Source organism: Polaromonas eurypsychrophila (assembly GCF_014641715.1).
GTDB classification, from domain to species: domain Bacteria; phylum Pseudomonadota; class Gammaproteobacteria; order Burkholderiales; family Burkholderiaceae_C; genus Polaromonas; species Polaromonas eurypsychrophila.
The window spans coordinates 124,625-148,425 of the sequence record NZ_BMIG01000009.1 but is presented as its reverse complement, the minus strand read 5'-3'; the positions used below and the strand labels follow the sequence as shown (position 1 = coordinate 148,425).

25 protein-coding genes are annotated in these 23,801 nt (G+C 61.9%); 13 read left to right on the top strand and 12 right to left on the bottom strand.

All coding sequences use genetic code 11. The annotated features are described in order from the left end of the window. Positions 1-126: 126 nt before the first annotated feature. The gene (locus IEX16_RS13420; protein WP_188708986.1) at positions 127-519 is read right to left on the bottom strand and encodes a hypothetical protein; all 393 of its coding nucleotides are present in this window, start codon (positions 517-519) and stop codon (positions 127-129) included. A gap of 153 nt (positions 520-672) precedes the next feature. Then, complete coding sequence (gene lexA, locus IEX16_RS13415) at positions 673-1,362, bottom strand: transcriptional repressor LexA (RefSeq protein WP_188708985.1); 690 nt, start codon at positions 1,360-1,362, stop codon at positions 673-675. Positions 1,363-1,461: 99 nt separating this feature from the next. Between lexA and IEX16_RS13410 the strand changes: the two genes are divergently transcribed. From IEX16_RS13410 to IEX16_RS13400, 3 genes are read left to right on the top strand one after another with little or no spacing between them, the layout of a single operon-like run. Further along, positions 1,462-2,430 carry an asparaginase gene (locus IEX16_RS13410; RefSeq protein ID WP_373288342.1) on the top strand — a complete coding sequence of 323 codons (969 nt, stop codon included), beginning with the start codon at positions 1,462-1,464 and terminating at the stop codon, positions 2,428-2,430. 1 nt (position 2,431) lies between these two features. Next, complete coding sequence (locus IEX16_RS13405; RefSeq protein ID WP_188708983.1) at positions 2,432-2,851, top strand: hypothetical protein; 420 nt, start codon at positions 2,432-2,434, stop codon at positions 2,849-2,851. A 24-nt stretch (positions 2,852-2,875) separates the two neighbouring features. Continuing rightward, on the top strand, positions 2,876-3,355 hold the full coding sequence (locus tag IEX16_RS13400; RefSeq protein WP_188708982.1) for a DUF6152 family protein: 480 nt from the start codon (positions 2,876-2,878) through the stop codon (positions 3,353-3,355). Positions 3,356-3,423: 68 nt separating this feature from the next. Here IEX16_RS13400 and adk read toward each other — a convergent pair whose 3' ends face one another. The 6 genes from adk to IEX16_RS13370 all read right to left on the bottom strand — a co-directional run bounded on the left by adk (position 3,424) and on the right by IEX16_RS13370 (position 7,338). Further along, a complete protein-coding gene (adk, locus tag IEX16_RS13395) occupies positions 3,424-4,080 on the bottom strand; it encodes an adenylate kinase (protein ID WP_188708981.1) in 657 nt (218 codons plus the stop codon). A gap of 109 nt (positions 4,081-4,189) precedes the next feature. Beyond that, positions 4,190-4,948, bottom strand: a complete 759-nt coding sequence (kdsB, locus tag IEX16_RS13390; RefSeq protein WP_188708980.1) for a 3-deoxy-manno-octulosonate cytidylyltransferase — start codon at positions 4,946-4,948, stop codon at positions 4,190-4,192. 10 nt (positions 4,949-4,958) lie between these two features. Next, positions 4,959-5,141, bottom strand: a complete 183-nt coding sequence (locus IEX16_RS13385) for a Trm112 family protein (RefSeq protein ID WP_188708979.1) — start codon at positions 5,139-5,141, stop codon at positions 4,959-4,961. Beyond that, positions 5,122-6,162, bottom strand: a complete 1,041-nt coding sequence (gene lpxK, locus IEX16_RS13380) for a tetraacyldisaccharide 4'-kinase (RefSeq protein WP_188708978.1) — start codon at positions 6,160-6,162, stop codon at positions 5,122-5,124. The genes IEX16_RS13385 and lpxK overlap by 20 nt, the downstream gene beginning before the upstream one ends. A gap of 2 nt (positions 6,163-6,164) precedes the next feature. Further along, a complete protein-coding gene (locus tag IEX16_RS13375) occupies positions 6,165-6,593 on the bottom strand; it encodes an ExbD/TolR family protein (RefSeq protein WP_188708977.1) in 429 nt (142 codons plus the stop codon). A 106-nt stretch (positions 6,594-6,699) separates the two neighbouring features. Beyond that, positions 6,700-7,338 (bottom strand): MotA/TolQ/ExbB proton channel family protein, encoded by a 639-nt coding sequence (locus IEX16_RS13370; protein ID WP_188708976.1) that lies wholly within the window; start codon positions 7,336-7,338, stop codon positions 6,700-6,702. A gap of 320 nt (positions 7,339-7,658) precedes the next feature. On the opposite strand from IEX16_RS13370, the gene xseA reads away from it, so the two are divergent. The 3 genes from xseA to IEX16_RS13355 all read left to right on the top strand — a co-directional run bounded on the left by xseA (position 7,659) and on the right by IEX16_RS13355 (position 12,120). Then, entirely contained in the window at positions 7,659-8,984 is a 1,326-nt protein-coding gene (xseA, locus tag IEX16_RS13365; RefSeq protein ID WP_188708975.1) for an exodeoxyribonuclease VII large subunit, read from the top strand. Positions 8,985-9,054: 70 nt separating this feature from the next. Then, a complete protein-coding gene (locus tag IEX16_RS13360; protein ID WP_188708974.1) occupies positions 9,055-9,636 on the top strand; it encodes a superoxide dismutase in 582 nt (193 codons plus the stop codon). Positions 9,637-9,882: 246 nt separating this feature from the next. Continuing rightward, complete coding sequence (locus tag IEX16_RS13355; RefSeq protein ID WP_188708973.1) at positions 9,883-12,120, top strand: NADP-dependent isocitrate dehydrogenase; 2,238 nt, start codon at positions 9,883-9,885, stop codon at positions 12,118-12,120. A 122-nt stretch (positions 12,121-12,242) separates the two neighbouring features. Here the strand turns inward: IEX16_RS13355 and IEX16_RS13350 are convergent, their stop codons facing one another. Further along, positions 12,243-12,683 carry a DUF192 domain-containing protein gene (locus IEX16_RS13350; RefSeq protein ID WP_229676338.1) on the bottom strand — a complete coding sequence of 147 codons (441 nt, stop codon included), beginning with the start codon at positions 12,681-12,683 and terminating at the stop codon, positions 12,243-12,245. Positions 12,684-12,813: 130 nt separating this feature from the next. Beyond that, positions 12,814-13,242: a cell envelope biogenesis protein TolA gene (locus IEX16_RS13345; RefSeq protein ID WP_229676337.1), complete on the bottom strand. Its 429-nt coding sequence runs from the start codon at positions 13,240-13,242 to the stop codon at positions 12,814-12,816. A gap of 124 nt (positions 13,243-13,366) precedes the next feature. Between IEX16_RS13345 and icd the strand changes: the two genes are divergently transcribed. The 4 genes from icd (at position 13,367) to sbcB (ending at position 19,179) form a co-directional block, all read left to right on the top strand. Continuing rightward, positions 13,367-14,620: an NADP-dependent isocitrate dehydrogenase gene (gene icd / locus IEX16_RS13340; RefSeq protein ID WP_188708971.1), complete on the top strand. Its 1,254-nt coding sequence runs from the start codon at positions 13,367-13,369 to the stop codon at positions 14,618-14,620. Between the two features lie 156 nt (positions 14,621-14,776). Further along, positions 14,777-15,145 carry an ATP-dependent Clp protease adapter ClpS gene (gene clpS / locus IEX16_RS13335; RefSeq protein ID WP_188708970.1) on the top strand — a complete coding sequence of 123 codons (369 nt, stop codon included), beginning with the start codon at positions 14,777-14,779 and terminating at the stop codon, positions 15,143-15,145. 85 nt (positions 15,146-15,230) lie between these two features. Beyond that, positions 15,231-17,567 (top strand): ATP-dependent Clp protease ATP-binding subunit ClpA, encoded by a 2,337-nt coding sequence (gene clpA, locus IEX16_RS13330; RefSeq protein ID WP_188708969.1) that lies wholly within the window; start codon positions 15,231-15,233, stop codon positions 17,565-17,567. Positions 17,568-17,709: 142 nt separating this feature from the next. Continuing rightward, positions 17,710-19,179 carry an exodeoxyribonuclease I gene (gene sbcB / locus IEX16_RS13325; RefSeq protein WP_188708968.1) on the top strand — a complete coding sequence of 490 codons (1,470 nt, stop codon included), beginning with the start codon at positions 17,710-17,712 and terminating at the stop codon, positions 19,177-19,179. 225 nt (positions 19,180-19,404) lie between these two features. Here the strand turns inward: sbcB and IEX16_RS13320 are convergent, their stop codons facing one another. Next, positions 19,405-20,073 (bottom strand): glutathione S-transferase, encoded by a 669-nt coding sequence (locus IEX16_RS13320; protein WP_188708967.1) that lies wholly within the window; start codon positions 20,071-20,073, stop codon positions 19,405-19,407. Further along, positions 20,073-21,053 (bottom strand): oxygen-dependent tRNA uridine(34) hydroxylase TrhO, encoded by a 981-nt coding sequence (gene trhO, locus IEX16_RS13315; protein ID WP_188708966.1) that lies wholly within the window; start codon positions 21,051-21,053, stop codon positions 20,073-20,075. The genes IEX16_RS13320 and trhO overlap by 1 nt, the downstream gene beginning before the upstream one ends. Before the next feature lie 244 nt (positions 21,054-21,297). Here trhO and IEX16_RS13310 point away from each other — a divergent pair, with 244 nt between their 5' ends. The 3 genes from IEX16_RS13310 to IEX16_RS13300 are packed head-to-tail and all read left to right on the top strand — an operon-like array spanning position 21,298 to position 23,799. Then, positions 21,298-22,455, top strand: a complete 1,158-nt coding sequence (locus IEX16_RS13310) for an extracellular catalytic domain type 1 short-chain-length polyhydroxyalkanoate depolymerase (RefSeq protein WP_229676336.1) — start codon at positions 21,298-21,300, stop codon at positions 22,453-22,455. Continuing rightward, positions 22,452-23,366, top strand: a complete 915-nt coding sequence (locus IEX16_RS13305) for a ketopantoate reductase family protein (RefSeq protein ID WP_188708964.1) — start codon at positions 22,452-22,454, stop codon at positions 23,364-23,366. The genes IEX16_RS13310 and IEX16_RS13305 overlap by 4 nt, the downstream gene beginning before the upstream one ends. 34 nt (positions 23,367-23,400) lie before the next feature. Continuing rightward, on the top strand, positions 23,401-23,799 hold the full coding sequence (locus tag IEX16_RS13300; protein WP_188708963.1) for a DUF4440 domain-containing protein: 399 nt from the start codon (positions 23,401-23,403) through the stop codon (positions 23,797-23,799). Positions 23,800-23,801: the final 2 nt, after the last annotated feature.

The window sequence follows — 23,801 nt, the reverse complement described above, 5'->3', positions numbered from 1 at the left end:
CGTTTAGTAGGTGCGCTTGCGCAAAGGCATGAGCCGCTTTACGCGCTTGTCTGATTGCTCTTCGCCGGGGTCCTGCGCGGCGCATCGCCAACGCGGTGCCTTGCGGAAACGATCCGGCACCGGGCCTCAGGCGGCCTGGGCTTGCGCGGTTTCCCGCTGGGACATGCGGTCCAGCTCGGCGCACACATCGGCCATGCGGCCTGAAATCACCATGCGGCCGGCGCAGGACGGGCTGATGCCGGCTTCAAACTCGCGAATAACTTTGAGGCGACGCGGGGCCGTGGCCTTTGCCATCGTCTGGCAAGGTTTTGGACCTGCAGCCCATGTATTTCGGGCGCCGCCAGCTATGAGTTTTGTAGCAGAAGAATCATTGGCGGCAAAGCGCTTGAAGGCCGGGACCGGGCTGCAGGCCGCTGCGGCAGCCGATGGCTGAGCCGGCACCCACAAGGAGGCCAGCGCCTGCAGCGGCGCGAGCAGGACAGACAGCAGTGGTGAACGTGAAAAACTGGCGATTCCCATGAGAACTCCTGAGAGAGGTAAACACAGACAGGATTCAAGACACATCCGCTGCAGCAGGGTGTTGGCCAACCATCTGGCCAAACGCCCGCCACCTGCTGCACGGAAAGAAAGTGCGAATGGCCATAAAGCCGGGCCGTCCGCCACACCCGCTGGCTACATCAGCATGGTGTTGCGGATCAGGCCGACCGCCAGGCCCTCCAGCTCGAAAGGCTCGCCGGGCTCGATCACAATGGTTTTGAAATCGGGATTTTCAGGCAGCAACTCGATCAGGTGCTTGTTGCGGCGAAAGCGTTTGACCGTGACTTCGTCGCCCAAGCGGGCTACGACGATCTGCCCGTTCTTCGCCTCCTTGGTCTGCTGCACGGCCAGCAGGTCGCCGTCCATGATGCCGGCATCACGCATGCTCATGCCGCGCACCTTGAGCAGGTAATCGGGTTTGCGCTGGAACAGGCTGCTTTCGAAATAGTAGGTGTGGTCCACATGCTCCTGCGCGAGAATGGGGCTGCCAGCAGCAACCCGCCCCACCAGAGGCAGGGCGAGTTGGGCCAGGCTTTGCAAGGGCAGGGAAAACTGTTTGATGCGGGATTCGTTGATGGAGCGCAAGGCGTCACTGCGCAGGCGGATACCGCGCGAGGTGCCGCTGACCAGCTCAATCACGCCCTTGCGGGCCAGCGCCTGCAAGTGCTCCTCGGCGGCGTTGGCGGACTTGAAGCCGAGTTCATTGGCGATCTCGGCGCGTGTCGGCGGCGCGCCAGAGCGTGCAATGGCACTCTGGATCAGTTCCAGAATCTGTTGCTGGCGTGCAGTGAGTTTGGGCATTTCCGAAAAATCAGTGAGGCTCATGGCGTAGGCTCCTTGGTAAACAGTGACCACGGGGGAATTGGCCAAAGCTGTTTTAATATCCAGTAGCTGTATTTTCATCCAGTTTTTTAAGGAATGCAAGTGTCAGGCGAAACGAACAAAAAAAAGATCGTGATTCTCGGCACTGGCGGAACGATTGCCGGCACTGCGGCCCAGGCCAGCGACAACCTTGGCTACACCGCGGCGCAGGTCGGTATTGGCCAGCTTGTTGCTGCACTGTCTGCGCTGGTGAACAGCCCCTTTGAACTTCTCAGCGAGCAGGTGGCGCAGGTTGACAGTAAAGACATGGACTTTGGTATCTGGCGTGCGCTGGCGCAGCGGGTGGCGTACTGGCTGGCGCAGGACGAGGTGCAAGGCATGGTTATCACGCACGGCACTGATACGCTGGAGGAAACCGCGTTTTTTCTGCAGACGGTGCTGGATCCCCAAAAACCGGTGGTCCTGACCTGCGCGATGCGTCCGGCCACGTCGCTGGCGCCCGATGGGCCGCAAAACATGCTGGACGCCGTGGCTGTCGCGTCGCACGCTGGGGCGCGCGGTGTGGTGGCGGTCTGCGCCGGTGCCATCCACAGCGCTTTCGATGTGCAAAAGGTCCATACCTACCGACTGGATGCCTTCAGTTCCGGCGATGCCGGCCCTCTCGGCTACGTCGAGGAGGGCCGCTTGCGTTTATTGAGAAATTGGCCTGCAGCATCTACAAAGTGGGCGCAGGCAGCTACAAAAATCACGAATGAGAACAGCGATCTGACTTGGCCGCGTGTGGAGATCGTCATGAACTACGCCGGCGCCGACGGCCGCGCCGTGCGCGCGCTTGTGGCCGATGGGGCGCAGGGACTGGTGGTGGCGGGCACCGGCAACGGCACGCTGCACCATGCGCTGGAGGCTGCCTTGCTGGAGGCGCAGGCGTGCGGCGTGCGCGTGGTCCGGGCGACGCGCTGCCTCGAAGGGCGGGTGATTCCAAAACCGCATGATCGGATCGCCGACTCGCTGGGCCTTACCCCGGTCAAGGCGCGCGTGGCGTTGATGCTGGCGTTCATGGTCCCCGCCTGAGATGTTCGAGTCGCTGCGTTCCCATGTCTGGGCCTATCCGGCGCTGGAGGTGGTGCACATCATCGGCATCGCGCTGCTGCTGGGCAATCTGGTGCTGCTGGAGCTGCGGGTGTTCGGTCTCGGCGCCGACTTGCCGGTGAAGGCCTTGTCGCGGCTGAGCCTGGGCATCGCCCTGGCCGGCTTTTCGGTGGTGGCCGCGTCCGGCCTTCTGATGTTTGCCTCGCAGCCGGCCGAGTTGCTGGCCAACCGGGCTTTCACCCTGAAGATGCTGCTGTTATTGGCGGCGGGTTGTAATGCAGCCTGGTTTCATGGTCGCGGCTCGCTGGACAAACTCGATGGCTTGGCGCGGGCACAGATGGCGGTGTCCACGCTGATCTGGCTGGCGGTGGTTGCCTGTGGCCGATGGATTGCGTATGTGTAAATTGAACCGACGAAGGAGATAAAGATGAAGCGACGTGATCTGCTGAAAGTCTCCCTGGCCCTACCCGTGGCGGGCACCGCCTCCTGGGCCCAAGCTCACCACGGCTGGAGCAGTTTTGACCAGGACCGACCAATTTATCTCGAAGGCAGGGTGATCAAGTCGATGTGGCGCAATCCGCATGCCGAACTCGAGCTCGAGGTCTCGCCCAATCTCAAACTGCCCGCAGATCTGGCGCAGCGGGTCCTGCCCGCGCAGAGCGCGCCGGTGGACGGCAAGGCTCTGCTGGCCAAAGCCGTGGTGCCCATGCGTAAGGACAAACGCTGGGAGATCGAGCTGGCGCCGTTGACACGCATGCAGGCCTGGAATGTGGCCGAGATCAAGGCTGGCGCGCAGGTTGCGCTTTTGGGTTTTACCTTTACCGGCGAGAAGGGTGAAGCCATCCTGCGCGTTGAATACCTGTTTGCCGACGGCAAGGTCTACGGGTTGCGCTCCAGTCCGGCCTGAAGGCGCGGCAGCAGCTAGCATTAAAAAAGGCCGTCAGTTGACGGCCTTTTTTTTGCAGAAGTGAACGCTCAGGTGGACAGCGCCTTGAACGCGCGGGCGGTGATTTCATCAACGCCGCCCATGCCGCTGATGGCGCGGTACTGCGGCGCAGCGGCGGGCTCAACCTGGGCCCAGTTTGAGTAGTAGTCCACCAGCGGGCGCGTTTGCGCGCTGTAAACCTCAAGACGCTTGCGCACGGTTTCTTCCTTGTCGTCGTCGCGCTGGATCAGCGGTTCGCCGGTGAGGTCGTCCTTGCCATCGGTTTTTGGCGGGTTGAACTTCACGTGGTAGGTGCGGCCGGATACCGGGTGCGAGCGGCGTCCGCTCATGCGTTCGATGATGGCATCGAAAGGAACGTCGATTTCCAGTACGTAGTCGAGCTTGACGCCGGCGGCCTTCATCGCGTCGGCCTGCGGAAGCGTACGCGGAAATCCGTCGAAAAGAAACCCCTTGGCGCAATCGGCCTGGGCGATCCGGTCCTTGACCAGGTTGATGATCAGGTCGTCGCTGACCAGACCGCCCGCGTCCATCACTTTTTTGGCCTCGATGCCCAGCGGTGTGCCGGCCTTGACCGCTGCGCGCAACATGTCGCCGGTGGAAATCTGGGGGATGCCGTATTTCTGGCAGATGAAGGTCGCCTGTGTCCCTTTGCCCGCGCCCGGTGCGCCCAACAAAATCAGTCTCATGGATGTCCTCGGATTTTTATGAATCTGTCTGTGAGCGCAGGCCCTGTGAAGGGCGCCGGCGTCACGTTTTTCTTGTTCTCAAGGATAGCATGCGTGCCGTGCCACAGGCTTACATAAACAGCCGACGCACGCGCTCCAGATCCTCGGGCGTGTCCACGCCGGGGCCGGGCATTTGGGCGCTGATGTGCACCGCGATGCGGTGGCCGTGCCAAAGCGCGCGCAACTGTTCCAGCGCCTCAAGCTGCTCCAGCGGCGCTTGCGGCAGTTTCGGAAACTGGCGCAGGAAGCCAGTGCGGTAGGCGTAAATGCCGACATGGCGCAGCGGTGGCGGTAGCGCGCCGCCTGCGTCCCACCAAGTCTGGCCGTTGGCATCGCGGGCGGCGGGAATCGGCGAGCGGCTGAAGTAGAGCGCGGTGTTGCGTGCGTCGAGCACTACCTTGACCACATTCGGGTTGTGCAGGTCCGCCAGCGTGTTGATCGCGTGTGCGGCCGTACTCATGGCGCAGTCGGGCCGGTCGGCGAGCAGGCCAGCCACCGCATCAATCAGGTCGGGATCAATCAGCGGTTCGTCACCCTGCACATTGACGACAACCTCGTCATCGCCGAGTTGCAGCAGATCGCAGGCTTCGGCCAGGCGGTCGCTGCCGCTGGGGTGGTCGGCGCGGGTCAAAACCGCGGGCACCTGGAAGGCCGCGCAGGCTTCGGCAATGCGCGGGCTGTCCGTGGCCACCACGACACGGGCGGCCGCGCTCAGGAGGGCACGCTGCGCTACGCGCACAACCATCGGAATGCCGGCGATGTCGGCCAGTGGCTTGTCGGGCAGTCGGGTGGAGGCAAGGCGGGCGGGGATGAGGACGGTAAAACTCATACCGCGACGATCAAAGCCCGAGTTCCTCGTCAGTCAGCACGCGGGCCTGGTTTTCCAGCATCACCGGCAGGCCGTCGCGTATCGGGTAAGCCAGGCGCGCACTGCGCGAGACGAGTTCCTGTTTTTCACGGTTGTAATCAAGCGGGCCCTTGGTCACAGGGCAGACCAGCAGTTCAAGCAGTTTGGTGTCCATGGGACGATGGTAATGGAGAAAGCCGGTGCGCCAGCAAGGCGTCGAAGGCTGCAAAAAAAGCCGGCTCAGGTTCAAACACCAGCGGCACAGCCAAGGCGTCGGTTTGCCGGGAAAACAGCTTGACGCCGTCTTTTTCGGTACAAATAAGCGTGTAGCCCATGTCGGACGGTCGTGGATAGCTATCAAAATCATAGTGATCGGGAAGCGACCGCGTCTCCGCCAAGTTCAAGCCTTGGGCCTGGAGCATGCCAAAAAAGGCCTGGGGTCTGGCAATGCCGGCCAGCGCAATCAGTGCGGTTCCGGCCAGGCTGTCCAAGGCTACACGGCTGCCGTCGGCGCGCAGTGCATGGTCGGCCAGCCGCCGGGTGGAGCGGAAGCCGCCGAAGGCAGGCACGGCGCCGGTGTGCAGCACCAGGTCGATGCCGTGCCCGTCCGGGCCAACACCCCGCTGCAGGCGTTCCGGCCAGGGTTCGCGCAGCGGGCCAGCCGGCAGCAGCCAGCCGTTGCCGGCGCCGCGTTCGTCAAAGACGGCAATCTCGATGTCGCGCTGCAGCGCGTAATGTTGCAAGCCGTCGTCGCAGACGATCACCTGTGTGGACGGATGGGCGGCCAGCAGGGCGCGAGCGGCATCAACGCGGCGCGCAGCCACGAACACCGGGGCCTGCGTGGCGCGCCGGATCAGCGCGGGTTCATCGCCCGAGTGTTGCGGCGAGGTCTCCGGCAACACCTCCAGGCAGTCATCGCTGCTGCGCCCATAGCCGCGCGAGACCACGCCGGCACGCAGGCCGGCCGCCTGCAAATGCTGTACCAACGCGATCACCGTGGGCGTCTTGCCAGCGCCGCCGGCCACCACATTGCCGACCACCACGACGGGAACAGGCATTTTGTCGGAGTGCAAAAGGTTTGCCTGGTACAGGGCGCGGCGCAGGCGCACCAGCACGCCGAACAGCAGCGCCACCGGCCACAGCAGGCGGGCCGCGGGACCGCGCCGCAGCCAGGTCCGCTGCAGCAGCGTTTCCACGTTTATTTCGCGCCGGCCTGGGCCGCGCTCTGGGTTGCAAAGGTGATCTGGGTCAGACCACTGCGCCGGGCCGCTTCCATCACCGTGATCACCGACTGGTGGCTGGCGCTGGCATCGGCGCTGATGATGATCACGCTGTCTTTGCCTGCTTTTGCCGCCGCGGTCAGGGCAGCGCTCAATGCCTCGATGCTGCGGCCATCCACCGGCAGCTTGCTGACCATGTAACGGCCGTCACTGCTGACGGCGACGATCACTTCCTTAAGGTAATCGCGCTGCTGGTCGGCGTCGGCCACCGGCAGCTTGATCTGCAGCTCGGTGAACTTGCTGTAGGTGGTCGACAGCATCAGGAAAATCAGCACGACCAGCAGCACGTCGATGAAGGGAATCAGGTTGATCTCCGGCTCATCCCGGGAGCTTCTGCGGAAGTTCATGACGGCCTCCCCGTGGGGAACGGGGTTTTATCGCCTGGCCGCCCCAAGAAAAAATGCGCCCCCTCGGGGGGCAGCGATGTACGCGAAGCGACAAGCGTGGGGGCCATTATTTGCGCAGGGTGTTGAGATGCCGCACAAAACGCTCGGAGGCAATTTCCATGGTCAGCAGGTAGCCATCCACACGGGCCCGGAAATAGCGCCAGAAGATCAGCGCAGGAATAGCGACGATCAGTCCAAAGGCCGTGTTGTACAGCGCAATCGAAATGCCTTGCGCCAGTTGCGCCGGGTTGCCGCTGCTGGCGTTGGCCACGCCGCCGCCGCCGGCCTGCGAGCCAAAAATCTCGATCATGCCGATCACGGTGCCCAGCAGGCCCAGCAGCGGCGCTGCCGAGGCAATTGTGGCGAGTGCCGCCAGGTAACGCTCCAGCGTGTGGGCGGCGCGCCGGCCGGCACCTTCCAGCGTCGAGCGCAAGTCCTCTTCGCTGATGCGCGGGTTGGTGTTGAGAGCCCGGAAACCGCTGGCGAGTACCTCGCCAAGCAGGGAGTTTTGTTCCAGGTGCGCCACCACGTCGGTGGCGGGTACGCCGCCGCGTGACACGGTGATGGCTTCCTCCAGCAACTTGGGCGGTGCGATCCTGGCGGTTTTCAGGCTGCTAAAACGCTCGATAACCAGCGCCAGCGCCAAAATCGAGCAGGCGATCAGGGGCCAGATCGGCCAGCCTGCGGCTTGTATGATCGAAAACAAGGGCAAATCTCCAAGCTGATAATTGCTGTGGATTATGGCCCACCCCGCTCGACGTGCCCGGCCCGACGTTGTGCTTCTGTTGGCTGGGGATCTGCCGCCGACTCGTAGGACCTAACCCACAGAAGTTGTGGATAACTTTGTGAGCAAGTGGCCGGCGATACGCCGCAAGGCCGCGCCAAATGGTGCATGTGACAGAACGATGAAAAAATGAGCAGAATAAAGTTGTTCAAAATCAATGGCTTACACCAAGTTATTTGAATCTCCCCAGCAAACCACGGGTTTTGTCTTCTGCCGGTGGGCCTCTGTGGAGTATTACCCGCATGGAATCAGGGGGTTTGCCGGTGTCTGAGTTTTTCTCCGACGCTGAAAGACCTGTTGGGGGACGTGCTGGTGTGCGTGTCTGGCCCGTCGGTTCGCTGCTGCGCGCCATTGCCGACAGCCTGGAAGCGCGTTTCAACCCGGTTGCCGTGCAAGGCGAGCTCAGCGGGTTTTCGCGTGCGGCCAGTGGTCATTGCTATTTTTCGCTGAAGGACAAGAAAGGCCAGATACGCTGCGCCATGTTCCGGCGCGCTGCCGGCTTGCTGGAGTTTTTGCCACGCGACGGGCAGTTGGTCGAAGTGCGCGGGCGGCTCGGTGTTTATGAGCCGCGCGGCGAGCTGCAACTGGTGGTTGAGTCCATGCAGCAGGCCGGAGAAGGCAATCTGTTCGAGCGATTTGTGCAGCTCAAGAACAAGCTCGAAGCCGAAGGTTTGTTCAATGCCGGTCGCAAGCGGGAGCTGCCCCTGCTGCCCAAAGCCATCGGCGTGGTGACTTCTCTGGGCGCGGCGGCCCTGCACGACGTGGTGACAGCACTGCAACGCCGCGCGCCGCATGTCCCTGTCGTGATTTACCCGGCCAGTGTGCAGGGCGCGCAGGCGCCCGAAACCTTGCGCCAGGCCTTGCGCAAGGCCTATGAACGGGCCGAAGTCGATGTGCTGCTGCTGGTGCGCGGCGGCGGCGCCATGGAAGACCTCTTGGCCTTCAACGACGAACAACTGGCACGCCTGATCGTCGCCGCGCCTATGCCGGTGGTTTGCGGTGTCGGCCATGAGACCGACTTCACGATTGCCGATTTTTGTGCCGACCTTCGCGCGCCGACCCCCACGGCCGCCGCCGAGCTGTGTGCCCAGCCGCAAAAGGTCTGGTTGGGGGAACTGGACGATCTGCAGGATCGGCTGCATTTCGGTGTCGAGCGGCAACTTCAGGACAGCAACCAGCGGCTGGACCGGGCGGCAGCACGTCTGAGCCGGCCCTCGCACCTGGTCACGCGCCAGCATGCGCGCCTGGCGGGCCACGCGCAAGGCCTGCGCCACGCGCTGCATACCGGCGTCCAGCGCGAAAAAAATGCCTTGCAGGTCTTGGGGCTGGCGTTTCCCCAGGTCCTTGAACGAGCCCTTCAACACCAGCATCACCGGCTGGAACGCGCGCAACTGCGGCTGGCGCCGCTGAACCCGACGCTGGTGCTGCAACGCGGTTATGCCTGGCTCACCGACATGCAGGGCCAGGCGGTGACCCATGCCGCCGACACCGCGCCCGGCCAGGCCCTGCGCGCTACCCTTGCTGACGGCGAGGTCGATTTGACCGTTTCGGCAGCGCGGCTGATTTAGTTTTTTACAATGGTTCGGACCGCCACCCTTATCATCGAAACATCATCACAACACCCACAAGGAAAAAACAATGGAACATAAACTGCCCCCGCTGCCTTACGCGAACGACGCCCTGGCGCCGGATTACAGCCAGGAAGCCTTTGAGTACCACCACGGCAAGCACCACAACGCCTATGTGGTAAACCTCAACAACCTGCAAAAAGGCACGGAATTCGAAGCCATGACGCTCGAAGAGATCGTCAAAAAATCCAGCGGCGGCGTGTACAACAATGCCGCCCAGATCTGGAACCACACTTTTTTCTGGAGCTGCATGAAGCCTGCCGGCGGTGGCGAACCCTCTGGCGCGCTGGCTGCGGCCATCAACGCCAAGTTCGGCTCCTATGCCGCGTTCAAGGAAGCCTTTATCAAGTCGGCCGTGGGCAACTTCGGTTCAGGCTGGACCTGGCTGGTGAAAAAGGCTGACGGCAGCGTGGACATTGTCAACACCGGCCCGGCTGGCACACCGCTGACCACTGCCGACAAGGCGCTGATGACCGTGGACGTCTGGGAACACGCCTACTACATCGACTACCGCAACATGCGTCCGAAGTTTGTTGAGACTTTTCTCGACAAGCTGGTGAATTGGGACTTCGCGGCGGCCAACTTCGCCTGAGTCTGCCCGGCGCTTCCGCTGCGCCGCCGCCTCAAAAAAAGCCCGAAATTTTATTCGGGTTTTTTTTTGCCCGAATAAAAAATAAAGTTCATCGCAAGCGAGGTAATTTCGTATCGTGGCATTGCGTTGCATAAAATGCGTGACAGGGCAGGTCCCATTCCCTCAAGGAATCAGGCACCATCCGATCATGTCAGCCGGTCTGAGACCCAGCCGGTGACGTTCCCATAACAGTTCTGGAGATAAGCGATGAGTACCGAGCAACCCACCATCATTTACACGCTGACCGACGAAGCCCCCTTGCTGGCGACGAGCGCTTTCCTGCCCATCGTCCGCACATTTACAGCACCTGCGGGCATCAAGGTCGAAACCGCCGATATTTCGGTGGCTGGCCGGATTCTGGGGCAATTTCCGGAATGCCTGAGCGAGGAACAACGGGTTGCCGACACTCTGACGGAACTGGGAAAACTGACACTCAAGCCGCAAGCCAACATCATCAAGTTGCCTAACATCAGCGCATCGGTAGCCCAGCTCAAGGACGCGATCAAGGAACTGCAGGGCAAGGGTTACAAGATCCCCGATTACCCTGAAGCCCCCAAGACTGATGAGGAAAAAGACATACGCACGCGCTACAACAAGTGCACCGGCAGCGCCGTGAACCCTGTCCTGCGGGAAGGCAATTCGGATCGCCGCGCGCCCAAAGCCGTCAAGGAGTACGCGCGAAAGAACCCGCATAGCATGGCCGACTGGAGCCAGGCCTCGCGCTCGCACGTGTCACACATGCACGCCGGCGACTTCTACCACGGCGAAAAGTCGATCACGCTGGACCGCGCCCGTGAAGTCAAGATGGAGCTGATCGCCAAGAGCGGCAAGACCATCGTCCTCAAGCCCAAGGTCGCGCTGCTGGACCGCGAGATTATCGACTCGATGTTCATGAGTAAAAAGGCACTGGTGGAGTTTTACGAGAAGGAGATCGAGGACGCGCACAACACCGGTGTGATGTTCTCGCTGCACGTGAAGGCGACCATGATGAAGGTATCGCACCCCATCGTGTTCGGCCATTGCGTGAAGATTTTCTACAAGGAAGCGTTCGAGAAGCACGCCAAGCTGTTCGAGGAACTGGGCGTCAACGTCAACAACGGCATGGTCGATCTGTACAACAAGATCGGCACCTTGCCCCAAAGCAAGCAGGACGAGATCAAGCGCGACCTGCACGCCTGCCACGAAGGCCGGCCTGAACTGGCCATGGTGGACTCGGCCAAGGGCATCACCAACTTTCATTCGCCCAACGACATCATCGTGGACGCCTCCATGCCCGCAGCCATCCGCAACGGCGGCAAGATGTGGGGTGCCGACGGCCGTCTGAAGGACGTCAAGGCCGTGATGCCTGAATCGACCTTTGCCCGCATCTATCAGGAGATCATCAACTTCTGCAAATGGCACGGCGCGTTCGATCCCAAGACCATGGGCACGGTGCCCAATGTGGGCCTGATGGCCCAGCAGGCCGAGGAATACGGTTCGCACGACAAAACCTTCGAGATCGCAGAAGACGGCGTGGCGAACATCACTGACCTGTCCACCGGCGAGGTGCTGCTGAGCCAGAATGTAGAAGCTGGCGACATCTGGCGCATGTGCCAGGTCAAGGACGCCGCGATTCGGGACTGGGTCAAGCTGGCTGTGACCCGCGCGCGCAACTCCGGTATGCCGGTGGTGTTCTGGCTGGATGCCTACCGCCCGCATGAAGCGCAGATGATCACCAAGGTCAAGATGTACCTGCACGAACACGACACGGCTGGTCTGGACATACAGATCATGAGCCAGGTGCGTGCCATGCGTTACACGCTGGAGCGCGTTGTGCGCGGGCTCGACACCATCAGCGCCACCGGAAACATCTTGCGTGACTACCTGACCGACCTGTTCCCCATCATGGAGCTGGGGACCAGCGCCAAGATGTTGTCCATCGTGCCCCTGATGGCCGGCGGCGGCATGTATGAAACCGGTGCCGGTGGCTCCGCCCCCAAGCACGTTCAGCAACTGGTTGAGGAGAACCACCTGCGCTGGGACTCACTGGGCGAATTCCTGGCGCTGGCTGTGTCGCTGGAAGACCTCGGCATCAAGACCGGCAATACCCAGGCGAAGATTCTGGCCCAAACGCTGGATGGCGCCACCGGCAAGCTTCTCGACAACAACAAAAATCCGTCGCCGAAGACCGGTCAATTGGACAACCGTGGCAGCCAGTTTTACCTGGCCATGTACTGGGCTCAGGAACTGGCCGCACAGACCGAGGACACCGCCCTGGCTGCGCGGTTCGCGCCGCTGGCCAAGCAATTGACGACGAACGAGCAAGCCATCGTCGCCGAACTCCAGGCCGTGCAGGGCAAGGCGGTGGACATTGGCGGTTACTACCAGCCCGACCTGGCCAAGCTGGACATCGTGATGCGTCCGAGCAAGACCTTGAACGCGACACTGGCGGCTTTCACCGCTTAAAACCAGCGCACCACCTGAGGCGACCTGCCGGCAGGTGCTTCAAAAGCGCTTCAAAGGCGATCCGCAGCAGTGCGGATCGCCTTTATTGCTTTTGGCTGGTCGCTCCCTGGTTTCGTGTCAGCTTATTTGCTCGCCTGGAATACCTGCCCGCGCAAGCGGCTCCCGGCCTTGATGCCTTTTTTGGCAAACCAGCCCACATTCATTTCCAGTACATAACGTACCGGCTTTTTCGAGCAGTGCGAGTCCGTCGTCTGCGGTTTCATGTCGGCCAGATTCACGATGGTTCCATCGTCGGCCACAAAAGCGGCGGTCAGCGGCAGCAAGGTGTTTTTCATCCAGAAGCATTGCTGGACGGGTTCCTCGAAGATGAACAACATACCTTCACCCTGCGGCATCTCCTTGCGGAACATCAGGCCGGTCTGTCGCTGCGCGGGGGTCACTGCCAGTTGCGCGTCGATCTGGTGCATGCCGGCGGACAGCGTGCTGCGCTGCAGGTTCATCTGTGGCGCGTCCTGAGCTGCAGCTGTGAGCGCGCTTGCTGCCAGCAAAACGGCAGAGACCATGGTGCGAAGGCGAGCTGCAACGGAAGAAGTGTGAGGCATGAAATCACCTGCGGTTGGTCGGGCGCCCAGCATAAACGAGCGCCATGAAAAATGCCCGCAACGCGGGCATTCCGGGGTTGCGGCTAAAGAATTACTTCTTGGCAGCAGCAGCTTTGTCTTCCTTGGCTTTCTTGGCGGCGGCGGCTTTTTCAGCTTTGGCGGCTTTGGCGGCAGCAGCTTTGTCTTCCTTGGCTTTCTTGGCAGCGGCGGCTTTTTCAGCTTTGGCGGCTTTGGCAGCAGCAGCTTTGTCCGCTTTGGTTTCAACTTTGGCCGCTGGCATAGCAGGGGTGGCGGGGGTAGCAGGCGTTGCCGGCGTTGCAGGCGTAGCTGGCATTGCCGGCATCGCTGGCTTGGCCGGCTGAGCTGGTTGGGCAGGAGTCTGAGCAAACACACCAACGGCGAAAAGGCTGGCGATCAGGGCAGCAAGAATCTTGTTCATTTGGAATTTTCCTAAAAAGTTTTTGAACCAGGTCCCCCGAAAAAAGCTCGTGGACCCGACTGTAACGAGGCCCGTTTGCAAACGGTTGACACGCCGGTTCCGGAAACCTGTCCATCCATCGTTTGCGGCTAGAATTTGCGGGTTATCACCTAAGCTGGAGCGCAAATTTCATTGCTGAGCCAGCACACAACGGAGACTGTCGTACATGTACGAGCACATCAAGGTGCCTGCCCAAGGTCAAAAAATCACCGTCAATGCTGACAACTCGCTGAATGTTCCGGACGAGCCGGTCATTGCATTCATTGAAGGCGACGGCACGGGCGCCGACATTACGCCGGTCATGCTCAAGGTGGTGGATGCGGCGGTTGCCAAAGCGTATGGCGGCAAGAAAAAGATCCACTGGATGGAGGTGTATGCCGGCGAGAAGTCGACCAAGGTCTACGGCCCCGACGTCTGGTTGCCGGAAGAAACCCTGGCGGCGGTCAAGGACTATGTGGTGTCCATCAAGGGCCCGCTGACCACGCCTGTCGGCGGCGGCATCCGCTCGCTCAACGTGGCGCTGCGCCAGGAGCTGGACCTCTACGTTTGCCTGCGCCCGATTCAATACTTTGCCGGCGTGCCCTCGCCGGTGAAAGAGCCGCACAAGACCAACATGGTGATCTTCCGCGAGAACTCGGAGGACATCTATGCCGGCATCGAGTTTGAAGCCGGGTCTGACAAGGCCAAAAAACTCATCAAGTTCCTGCAGGACGAGATGGGCGTCAAGAAGATCCGCTTTCCCAACACCTCCGGCATCGGCATCAAGCCGGTGTCCAGCGAAGGCACTGAGCGCCTCGTGCGCAAGGCGCTCCAATACGCCATCGACAATGACAAGCCCAGCGTGACCATCGTGCACAAGGGCAACATCATGAAATTCACAGAAGGCGCTTTCCGCGACTGGGCCTATGCCCTGGCGAAAAAGGAGTTCGGTGCGGTGGAAGTCGATGGCGGTCCCTGGATGAAGTTCAAGAACACCAAAACCGGCAAGGACATCGTCGTCAAGGACAGCATTGCCGACGCCTTCCTGCAGCAAATCCTGCTGCGTCCGGCCGAATATTCGGTCATTGCGACCTTGAACCTCAACGGCGACTACGTGTCGGACGCGCTGGCCGCACAGGTCGGCGGCATTGGCATTGCCCCCGGCGCCAACCTCAGCGACACCATCGCCATGTTTGAAGCCACCCACGGGACGGCGCCGAAGTACGCTGGCAAGGATTATGTGAATCCCGGTTCTGAAATCCTGTCGGCTGAAATGATGCTGCGGCACATGGGCTGGACCGAGGCGGCTGACCTGATCATCAGCGCGATGGAAAAATCCATCGCGTCGAAAAAGGTTACCTACGACTTCGCCCGCCTGATGGATGGCGCGACCCAGGTCAGCTGTTCCGGTTTCGGCCAGGTGATGATCGACCACATGTAAAGACTTCGGCCCTACAGCAAAACCGCTCCTGGCGCAGGCCGAAGCGGTTTTTTATGGGTCCAACAAAAGTCAATCGCCCAGCCTTGAATGTCGCGTTCCTGCCACCAATTGACCTATGCGCTGCACCGGGCAATTTCGCTCGCTAGAATGAATTCCATGGCAACCCACCCCCCCAAGCCTCCCGCACCGCCCAAGGCCCCGGCCATCAAGCCTGATGGCGCCAATGGAGGGGAATCTGTAGTGCTGGAGCGGCGTCCGCAGAAGACCAAGCCGCCGCAGATGTTCCAGGTCGTGCTACTCAACGACGACTACACCCCGATGGAGTTTGTGGTCGAGGTGATCCAGGAGTTTTTCAACAAGGACCGGGAAACCGCCACGCAGATCATGCTGAAGATCCACCTTGATGGCAAAGGCGTGTGCGGTGTGTTTTCCAAGGATGTGGCGTCCACCAAGGTCGACCAGGTGACCGAAGCCGCGCGGAAAAATGGCCATCCGCTGCAGTGTGTTTGCGAGCCCATTGAATAATCGCCGAATCAGCCCATATTTTTGATATCAGCCGCACCCCGATACCTGTCCCAGATACCCCAGCAGCAAGCCGAAAGGAAACGCAATGATTGCCCAGGAACTAGAAGTCAGCTTGCACATGGCCTTTGTCGAGGCCCGTCAACAGCGCCACGAGTTCATCACCGTGGAACATCTGTTGCTCGCTTTGCTCGACAACCCGAGCGCCGCCGAGGTGCTGCGCGCGTGCTCCGCGAACATTGATGACCTGCGCAAGTCGCTGGCCAACTTCATCAAGGACAACACGCCGCAGGTCGCCGGCAACGATGACGTGGACACGCAACCCACGCTCGGCTTTCAGCGTGTGATCCAGCGCGCCATCATGCATGTGCAGTCCACCGGCAACGGCAAGAAGGAAGTCACTGGTGCCAACGTACTTGTGGCCATCTTCGGCGAGAAGGACTCGCACGCCGTGTACTACCTGCATCAGCAGGGCGTCACGCGCCTGGATGTGGTGAATTTTATCGCGCACGGCATCAAGAAAAGTGATCCGCCCGAGCCGACCAAGGCCGGCGAGACCGCCGCCGAGAACGAAGAGGGTGGTGAGAAGAACGAAAAAGCTTCGCCACTTGAGCAGTACACGCAGAACCTGAACCAGCTCGCCAAAGAGGGCAAGATCGACCCGTTGATCGGCCGTCATTACGAAGTCGAGCGCGTGATCCAGATCCTGTGCCGCCGCCGCAAGAACAATCCGTTGCTCGTCGGCGAAGCCGGCGTGGGCAAGACGGCCATTGCCGAGGGCCTGGCCTGGCGCATCACGCAAAAAGACGTGCCTGAGATTCTGGGCGAAGCGCAGGTCTACTCGCTCGACATGGGCGCACTGCTGGCAGGCACCAAGTACCGCGGTGACTTCGAGCAACGCCTCAAGGGCGTGCTCAAGGCGCTGAAAGACAAGCCCAACGGCATTTTGTTCATCGACGAGATCCACACCCTGATCGGGGCCGGTGCGGCCTCGGGCGGCACGCTGGACGCATCCAACCTGCTCAAGCCTGCGCTGAGCTCGGGTCAGCTCAAGTGCATTGGCGCGACGACGTTTACCGAGTATCGCGGCATCTTCGAGAAGGATGCGGCCCTGTCACGCCGCTTCCAGAAGGTCGATGTGGTCGAGCCCACCGTGCAGGAGACGGTGGACATCCTCAAGGGCCTGAAATCGCGTTTTGAAGAACACCACAGTGTCAAATATGCCGTGGCCGCCCTGCAGGCTGCGGCCGAGCTCAGCGCCAAATATATCAACGACCGTCATCTGCCCGACAAGGCGATCGACGTGATTGACGAGGCCGGCGCGGCCCAGCGTATCCTGCCCGCGAACAAGCGCAAAAAAATCATCACCAAGACCGAGGTCGAGGAGATCGTCGCCAAGATCGCGCGCATTCCGCCCGCCAATGTGTCCAACGACGACCGCGGCAAGCTCAAGACACTTGAGCGCGATCTGAAAAGCGTGGTGTTCGGCCAGGACAAGGCGCTCGACGTGCTGGCATCCGCCGTCAAGATGGCACGCTCCGGCTTGGGCAAGGACGACAAGCCGATCGGCTCCTTCCTGTTCTCCGGCCCCACCGGCGTTGGCAAGACCGAAGCGGCCAAGCAACTGGCCTACATCATGGGCATTGAGCTGATCCGCTTTGACATGTCCGAATACATGGAGCGCCATGCGGTGAGCCGGCTGATCGGTGCGCCTCCAGGCTATGTCGGTTTCGACCAGGGCGGGCTGCTGACCGAGGCTGTCACCAAGAAGCCGCATTGCGTGCTCTTGCTCGACGAGATCGAAAAGGCGCACCCGGACATCTTCAACGTGTTGCTGCAGGTCATGGACCACGGCACCCTGACGGACAACAACGGACGCAAGGCCGACTTCCGCAACGTGATCATTGTCATGACGACCAATGCGGGCGCCGAGACCATGAACAAGGCGACCATCGGTTTCACGAACCCGCGTGAGGCGGGCGACGAGATGGCCGACATCAAGCGCCTGTTCACGCCCGAGTTCCGCAACCGCCTGGACGCGACTGTGAGCTTCAAGGCGCTGGATGAAACCGTGATCCTGCGTGTGGTCGACAAGTTCCTGCTCCAGCTGGAAACGCAACTGGCCGAGAAGAAGGTCGATGTTACCTTCACCGACACGCTGCGCAAGTACCTTGGCAAGAAGGGTTTTGATCCGCTGATGGGTGCACGTCCGATGCAGCGCCTGATTCAGGACACGATTCGCCGCGCGCTCGCCGACGAGCTGCTGTTCGGACGCCTGATCGACGGCGGTCGCCTGACGGTGGACATGAAAGTCACGACCGACGAGAAGGGCGTCGAGACCGGCGAAGTCGAACTCGACATCCAGCCGCTGCCCAAGAAAGAAGGCAAGGCCAAGCCCGAGGCGGAGCAGGCCGAAACCAGCTAATCTGCTGGCGCAGGATCAAAAGGCCGGTAGCATGGCGCTACTGGCCTTTTTCATTTGCTCCTGAAATCATAGCTGCTTGTGCCCGAATGGTATGGGCTAGACGCCTTTTTGATGCATAAATCTGGTTGATAAACGAGGAACGATGGCGACACACACCTTTCTCTGGCACGACTACGAAACCTTCGGCCTTAACACCCGGCGCGACCGGCCGGCCCAGTTTGCCGGTATTCGCACCGACGCGGAGCTCAATGAGATCGGCGAGCCGCTGATGATTTATTGCCAGCCAGCGCGCGACTACCTGCCGGACCCGGCCTCGTGCCTGATCACTGGCATCACGCCGCAGCTCTGTCTGGAGCGCGGCCTGCCCGAGCATGAATTTGCCGCGCGCATCGAAGCCGTGCTGGCGCAGCCGGGCACCATAGGCGTGGGCTACAACACCATCCGTTTCGACGACGAAGTCACGCGCCACCTGTTCTGGCGCAACCTGATCGACCCCTATGCGCGCGAGTGGCAAAACGACTGCGGCCGCTGGGACCTGCTCGACGTGGTGCGCATGGCTTATGCCTTGCGGCCCGAAGGCATGCAATGGCCAACGAAGCCGGACGAGCGACGTCCCGATGAGCCAGGGGCCTTGCGCCCCAGCTTCAAGCTCGAAGACCTGGCGCGCGCCAATGGCCTGATCCACGAATCGGCGCACGACGCACTGTCCGACGTGCGCGCAACGGTTGCACTGGCGCGGCTGATACGCACGGCCCAACCCAGGCTGTTCGACTTCTGCCTGTCGCTGCACAAGAAAGACCGCGTGGTGGCCGAGCTGGGCCTGCCCACCAGCCCGCAGACGGCCCAGCCGTTTTTGCATGTGACGGGCATGTTCGCACCCGAGAAAGGTTGTCTGGCCGTCATGTGGCCGCTGGCCATGCATCCGTCGAACAAGAACGAACTGCTGGCGTGGGACCTGGCCCATGACCCTGCCGAGCTGCCGCTGCTCGATGTGACCACCTTGCGCCAGCGCCTGTTCAGCAAAAGCGCCGACCTGCCCGAAGGCGTGACACGTCTGCCGATCAAGTCGGTGCACCTGAACAAGTCGCCGATGGTGGTGCGCAAGCTGGCGACGCTCAGCGATGCGATGGCGGCGAAGTGGGGCGTGGACATCGAAGCTGCGCTGCGCCACGCTGAAAAGGCCGCTGGACTGCCCGACATGAGCGCGGTCTGGCCCGAGGTGTTTGCACGGCCCAAAGGGGGTGTGCCCGATGTGGACGAAGACCTGTACGGCGGTTTCATCAACAACGACGACAGGCGCCGGCTCAACAAGCTGCGCGCCTTGCCGCCGGCCGAACTCGCGCACAGCCGCACCGGCTTCGACGACGAGCGGCTGGAAGAACTGGTGTTTCGCTACCGCGCGCGCAACTTCGAGGCCACGCTGTCACCGGACCATGCCGAACGCTGGGAAGTACACCGCGCGGCGCGCCTGCTCGAAGGCGAGGGTGGGGCGCGCAATGTGGATGCGTTTCTGGCTGAGCTCGATGTGTTGTCGGAGACGGCGGACGAGCGCGGCGAAGCCGTGCTGTCGGCACTTTACGAGTATGCGGAGATGGTGGCGCCCGAAGTGTGACCGTGAAGATCAACAGAGGCCCGGCGGGGCGTCATTTGCTATTTTTTTGATAGCTACTCACGCAGGTGCGGCGTGGGCTGACGGTCGATTTTATGCAGAAAACTCCATGACAACCGGAAAACGCGTTGCAGCAGTCATTACGGTTGTCATCCCGGACTTGATCCGGGATCCATGGGCGCGCGCTGGCGGCGCAGAGTTTACTGGGAGCGCGGCATGGATTGCGGGTCAAGTCCGCAATGACAGTCCGCCCGCAGGTGGTTGCCACGGTGCATGTTTCTGCATCACGCCTCCATACCAATCGCTTGCCTCGAAACCCGTCAGCCAAGCTCGCAGGCGCGGCCAGGGCTGCGCGGCGAACCAGTCGGCGTCGGTGTGCGCAAACTGCCGGATGAAAGGCAGGATGGCCATGTCGGCCAGGCAGGCCTTCGCGCCGAGGAGCCAGCCGTCGCCGAGGCGCGCATTGAGCTGCACCAGCCAGAGCGCCGCTTCGCTGCGGTGCTTCAGCGCAAAGCCAGCCGCGTCACCGCTGGATTCGCCAGCGTAGCGGTTCGGGTATTTGTAGCGGTCCAGATGCTGTTTGAACTCGCCGTCGCTGGCGGCGATCAGCGTGTCCATCGCTTCGGGTGAAGCGCCTGACGGCGACAGCCATTGCGCTGGATCGTTGCGCATCAGCGCCCAGCGCATGATGTTCAGGCTCTCGTCAATCACTTCGCCGCCGGGCAGCACCAGCACCGGCACCGTGCCCTTGGGCGACACGGCAAGCATCTCGGCAGGCTTGTTTCTGAGAACGACCTCGCGCAGCTCGTGCGCCTGGCCGCCGGCGCTGAGCGCCAGCCGCGCACGCATCGCATAGGGACAGCGGCGAAACGAATACAGAACGGGCAGAGCGCCCATCAGGCTTGATCTTCCCCATCGTTGCTGCCAGCGCTCGATGAAGTCAGCTTCGCACCAATGTGCGGCTGACGCCGGCGGTTCGCATAGTCGACCTGGCGCTGGCGTTCGATGAAGCCGCGTTTTTGTTCATCGGTTTTCTTGTCATGGCAGCCGGGGCAACTGACGCCCGGCACGTACAGCGTTGATGCCTTGTCGGCTGCGCTGATCGGGTCGCGGCAGGCGCGGCACAAGTCGTAGTGGCCGGTGGCCAGACCGTGCACGACGGAGACACGCTCGTCGAAGACAAAACATTCGCCTTGCCAGAGGCTGTCGGTCTCGGGCACGGTTTCCAGATACTTGAGGATGCCGCCTTCGAGGTGGTAGACCTCGTCAAAGCCCTGGGTGCGCATGAAGGCGGTGGATTTTTCGCAGCGGATACCGCCGGTGCAGAACATCGCGACTTTCGGTTTCTTGCCGTCTTTTTCTGCCAAGAGGCCGCCGGGCGCTGACTGCGCCGCCACCCAGGCCGGCAGTTCCGAAAAACTTTGGGTGTGCGGATCGACCGCGCCTTCAAAAGTACCGATGCCGACTTCATAGTTGTTGCGCGTGTCTACCACCACCACACCGGCTTCGCTGATCAGCGCATTCCAGTCCTGTGGCTTCATGTACTGGCCGGCCATCTGGTTCGGGTTGATGCCGGGCACGCCGAGGGTGACGATCTCGCGCTTGAGCCGCACCTTCATGCGGTAAAACGGCAACTTGTGCGACCACGACTCCTTGTGCGCCAGCTCGGCCAGACGCGGGTCGCTGCGCAGATGCGCCAGCACGGCGCGTACGCCGTCTTCAGGTCCGGCAATCGTGCCGTTGATGCCTTCTTCAGCCAGCAGCAGCGTGCCGCGCACATCGTTGGCCTCGCAAAACGCCTGCAGCGGCGCCTGCAGCGCGGCGAAGTCGGTCAATGTGACAAATTTATAAAGAGCGGCGGTCAGAAAGCTGGGCATGGCAAAGGACAGATGGCGAAAAAGCGTTCAAAAACAATGCCGCAGGTGTCGCGGGTTTTCCCATCGTAACAAGCGGCTCGTTGCCAAGGCTTGATGGGCGTCAGCGTACTGACAGATACGCGGCGCGCCGGACCACACAAAGCGGGGCGGCAAGCGTGGACGATTTTGCTGCAATGCAGCAAAATGGACGCATGCTTACCAATTCAGGTCAATTCGGCCACGCCAAGGTCTTATGCCCAAAAGCATGACCAGCCTCTGGCTCAAAAGTGTGCGCCGCATGAGCCGGGCCCAGCAGGCGCAAGGTCGCCGGTTGCTGCAAAGCCTGGTGCCGAAGCCGCCGCGTGCGCCGGCCGCGCGAAAAGCCAAACCTTCGAAGGTGGCGAAAGCCCGGCCTGCTGCCGTCGTGCGCAAAAGCGCGGCCTCGCCTGCGCGTCCACTCACCGGCCTGCCGGGACACTGGCAAAAGTCCTGGTTCTCGGTGCCGGCCGTTGGGCAGGTGGCTTCAGCGCGGCGCATGTTGTACTGGCTCTACCTGCCGTCGGTGGCAGCCACTGCGCCGCTGCCGCTGGTAGTCATGTTGCATGGCTGCCAGCAAACCGCCACTGACTTTGCGCTGTCCACCCGCATGAACGCGCTGGCCGAACGCAAGGGTTTTGCGGTGTTATACCCGCAGCAGTCGGCCGCAGCCGATGCACACCGCTGCTGGCATTGGTACAAGCGCTCGACCCAGGAGGGCCTGGGTGACGTGCGCCTGATTGCCGACATGGTGGCGCAAGTGCAGGCCAGACATGGTCTGGACCGCTCCCGGACCTATGTCGCAGGTCTGTCGGCGGGCGCCGGGCTGGCCAACATCCTGGCGCTGCATTACCCCGCCATGGTGGCTGCCGTGGGCCTGCATTCTGCGCCGGTGTTTGGCACCACAGATTCGCCGATGAGCGCTTACCGCGCGATGCAGCATGGCTCGGGCGCAGTGCACCGCGAGAGCGTGCAGGCTTTCGGCCGCGCGGAGCAGGCCTTTCCCGGCATGCCGGCCATCCTGCTTCACGGCGCGCGCGACAGCGTGGTTCGGCGCATCAACATGACGCAACTGACCGAGCAGTTCGCCATCCTCAATGCCGGCTTCATTACGCGGGAGGAGCCCGTGGTTAGGCGATACCCGGCGCGAAGCACCGGCCGCCACCCGCGCCACGCCTATGAAAGTGCCTCCTGGTATGCCGGCCGCAAGCCACAACTGGTGGCCTGCGAGATTGACCACCTGGGTCATGCATGGAGCGGCGGTGATGGCAGTGTGGAGTTCAGCGCGCCGGAAGGCCCCGACGCCACTCTGATGATGTGGACGTTTTTTGCGCAGCACCGGCGGCTGGCGACTCCCGCTCCCGGCGTTTCTACAATGGAGGCATGAGTTTTTCACCTTTCACCGTGGCCGTCATGGGCGCTGGCGCCGTTGGATGTTATTTCGGCGGCATGCTGGCGCGTCATGGCCACCGGGTGACGCTGATTGCGCGGCCGCAGCATGTGGCGGCTATGGACATCAGCGGACTGCGCATGCAGACCACGCAATTTGATGAACACGTGCCCCTGGCAGCCAGCAGCCAGGCCAGTGCGGTGCAGGGCGCGCAGCTGGTGCTGTTCTGTGTCAAGTCGCTGGATACCGAGGCCGCTGGCGCCTTGATTCGCCCCCACCTGCATCCCGATGCGCTGGTGTTGTGCCTGCAAAACGGCGTGGACAACACCGGGCGGCTGCGCGGCGTGCTGCCGCAGCATGCGGTGGCCGCCGCCGTGGTTTACGTGGCCACCGAGATGGCCGGTCCCGGCCACGTCAGGCACCATGGCCGGGGCGACTTGGTGATGGAGCCGTCCAGAAACAGTGACGCCGTGGCACAGGCCTTTGTTGCCGCAGGCGTGCCCACGGAAGTTTCGCCCAACTTGACTGGTGCGCTCTGGGCCAAGCTCATCCTCAATTGCGCCTACAACGCCGTCTCGGCCATCAGCCAGTTGCCCTATGGCAAAACGGTGGCGGGTGAGGGCGTGCGGGACCTGATGCGCGACGTGGTCTCCGAATGCCTGGCCGTGGCGCATGCCGAAGGTGTGCACCTGGCAGGTGATGTCCATGCTGCGGTAGACCAGCTTGCCGGCAGCATGCCCAGCCAGTTTTCATCGACCGCGCAAGACCTGGCGCGCGGCAAAGTCACGGAGATTGACCATCTCAACGGCCTGATCGTCAGGCGCGGCGAGGCGCTGGGGATTGCGACGCCGGCCAACCGGGCGCTGTGGGCCATGGTCAAGCTGCTGGAGAGCAAGGTTTCGGACTGAAGCGCCGGACCTTGGCCCGAACAGAAAGACACGCATGCCCAGCCCTGATCTTGAAGACCTGCACGACGTAGCGGCGGCCACACAAGGCTGGATTCAGGCCTTTAATGCGGGCGAGGTGGCCAGCGTCTGCGCGCTGTATCACCCTGAGGCCGTGTTGTGGGGAATCACCGCGCCCTCGTTGATCACCACGCCGCAAGGCTTGCGCGCGTATTTTGAAGGCCACTGCGCAGCTGTACCGCCGCCCAGCATCCGCCTGGGTGCGCAGCGGGTCAGGGTGTATGCAGGCGCGGCCATCAACACCGGCAGCTACACCCTGCACACGCGTACAGAAGGGCAACAGCGCGCACTTCCCGCACGTTTCAGCTTCACTTATTGCAAGATCGGCAGCGACTGGTTGATCGTTGATCACCACTCGTCGTTCGTCCCGGCATAAGG

Excerpts from the sequence above, each read along its gene's own strand:
- icd (WP_188708971.1), top strand. The coding sequence starts at position 13,367 with ATGTACGAGCACATCAAGGTGCCTGCCCAAGGTCAAAAAATCACCGTC.
- xseA (WP_188708975.1), top strand. The coding sequence starts at position 7,659 with ATGGAATCAGGGGGTTTGCCGGTGTCTGAGTTTTTCTCCGACGCTGAA.
- clpA (WP_188708969.1), top strand. The coding sequence starts at position 15,231 with ATGATTGCCCAGGAACTAGAAGTCAGCTTGCACATGGCCTTTGTCGAG.
- IEX16_RS13320 (WP_188708967.1), bottom strand. The coding sequence starts at position 20,073 with ATGGGCGCTCTGCCCGTTCTGTATTCGTTTCGCCGCTGTCCCTATGCG.
- IEX16_RS13385 (WP_188708979.1), bottom strand. The coding sequence starts at position 5,141 with ATGGACACCAAACTGCTTGAACTGCTGGTCTGCCCTGTGACCAAGGGC.
- IEX16_RS13400 (WP_188708982.1), top strand. The coding sequence starts at position 2,876 with ATGAAGCGACGTGATCTGCTGAAAGTCTCCCTGGCCCTACCCGTGGCG.
- IEX16_RS13420 (WP_188708986.1), bottom strand. The coding sequence starts at position 519 with ATGGGAATCGCCAGTTTTTCACGTTCACCACTGCTGTCTGTCCTGCTC.
- IEX16_RS13305 (WP_188708964.1), top strand. The coding sequence starts at position 22,452 with ATGAGTTTTTCACCTTTCACCGTGGCCGTCATGGGCGCTGGCGCCGTT.
- sbcB (WP_188708968.1), top strand. The coding sequence starts at position 17,710 with ATGGCGACACACACCTTTCTCTGGCACGACTACGAAACCTTCGGCCTT.
- clpS (WP_188708970.1), top strand. The coding sequence starts at position 14,777 with ATGGCAACCCACCCCCCCAAGCCTCCCGCACCGCCCAAGGCCCCGGCC.
- IEX16_RS13355 (WP_188708973.1), top strand. The coding sequence starts at position 9,883 with ATGAGTACCGAGCAACCCACCATCATTTACACGCTGACCGACGAAGCC.
- lexA (WP_188708985.1), bottom strand. The coding sequence starts at position 1,362 with ATGAGCCTCACTGATTTTTCGGAAATGCCCAAACTCACTGCACGCCAG.
- IEX16_RS13405 (WP_188708983.1), top strand. The coding sequence starts at position 2,432 with ATGTTCGAGTCGCTGCGTTCCCATGTCTGGGCCTATCCGGCGCTGGAG.
- IEX16_RS13300 (WP_188708963.1), top strand. The coding sequence starts at position 23,401 with ATGCCCAGCCCTGATCTTGAAGACCTGCACGACGTAGCGGCGGCCACA.
- IEX16_RS13360 (WP_188708974.1), top strand. The coding sequence starts at position 9,055 with ATGGAACATAAACTGCCCCCGCTGCCTTACGCGAACGACGCCCTGGCG.
- IEX16_RS13310 (WP_229676336.1), top strand. The coding sequence starts at position 21,298 with ATGACCAGCCTCTGGCTCAAAAGTGTGCGCCGCATGAGCCGGGCCCAG.
- trhO (WP_188708966.1), bottom strand. The coding sequence starts at position 21,053 with ATGCCCAGCTTTCTGACCGCCGCTCTTTATAAATTTGTCACATTGACC.
- IEX16_RS13375 (WP_188708977.1), bottom strand. The coding sequence starts at position 6,593 with ATGAACTTCCGCAGAAGCTCCCGGGATGAGCCGGAGATCAACCTGATT.
- kdsB (WP_188708980.1), bottom strand. The coding sequence starts at position 4,948 with ATGAGTTTTACCGTCCTCATCCCCGCCCGCCTTGCCTCCACCCGACTG.
- IEX16_RS13350 (WP_229676338.1), bottom strand. The coding sequence starts at position 12,683 with ATGGTCTCTGCCGTTTTGCTGGCAGCAAGCGCGCTCACAGCTGCAGCT.
- adk (WP_188708981.1), bottom strand. The coding sequence starts at position 4,080 with ATGAGACTGATTTTGTTGGGCGCACCGGGCGCGGGCAAAGGGACACAG.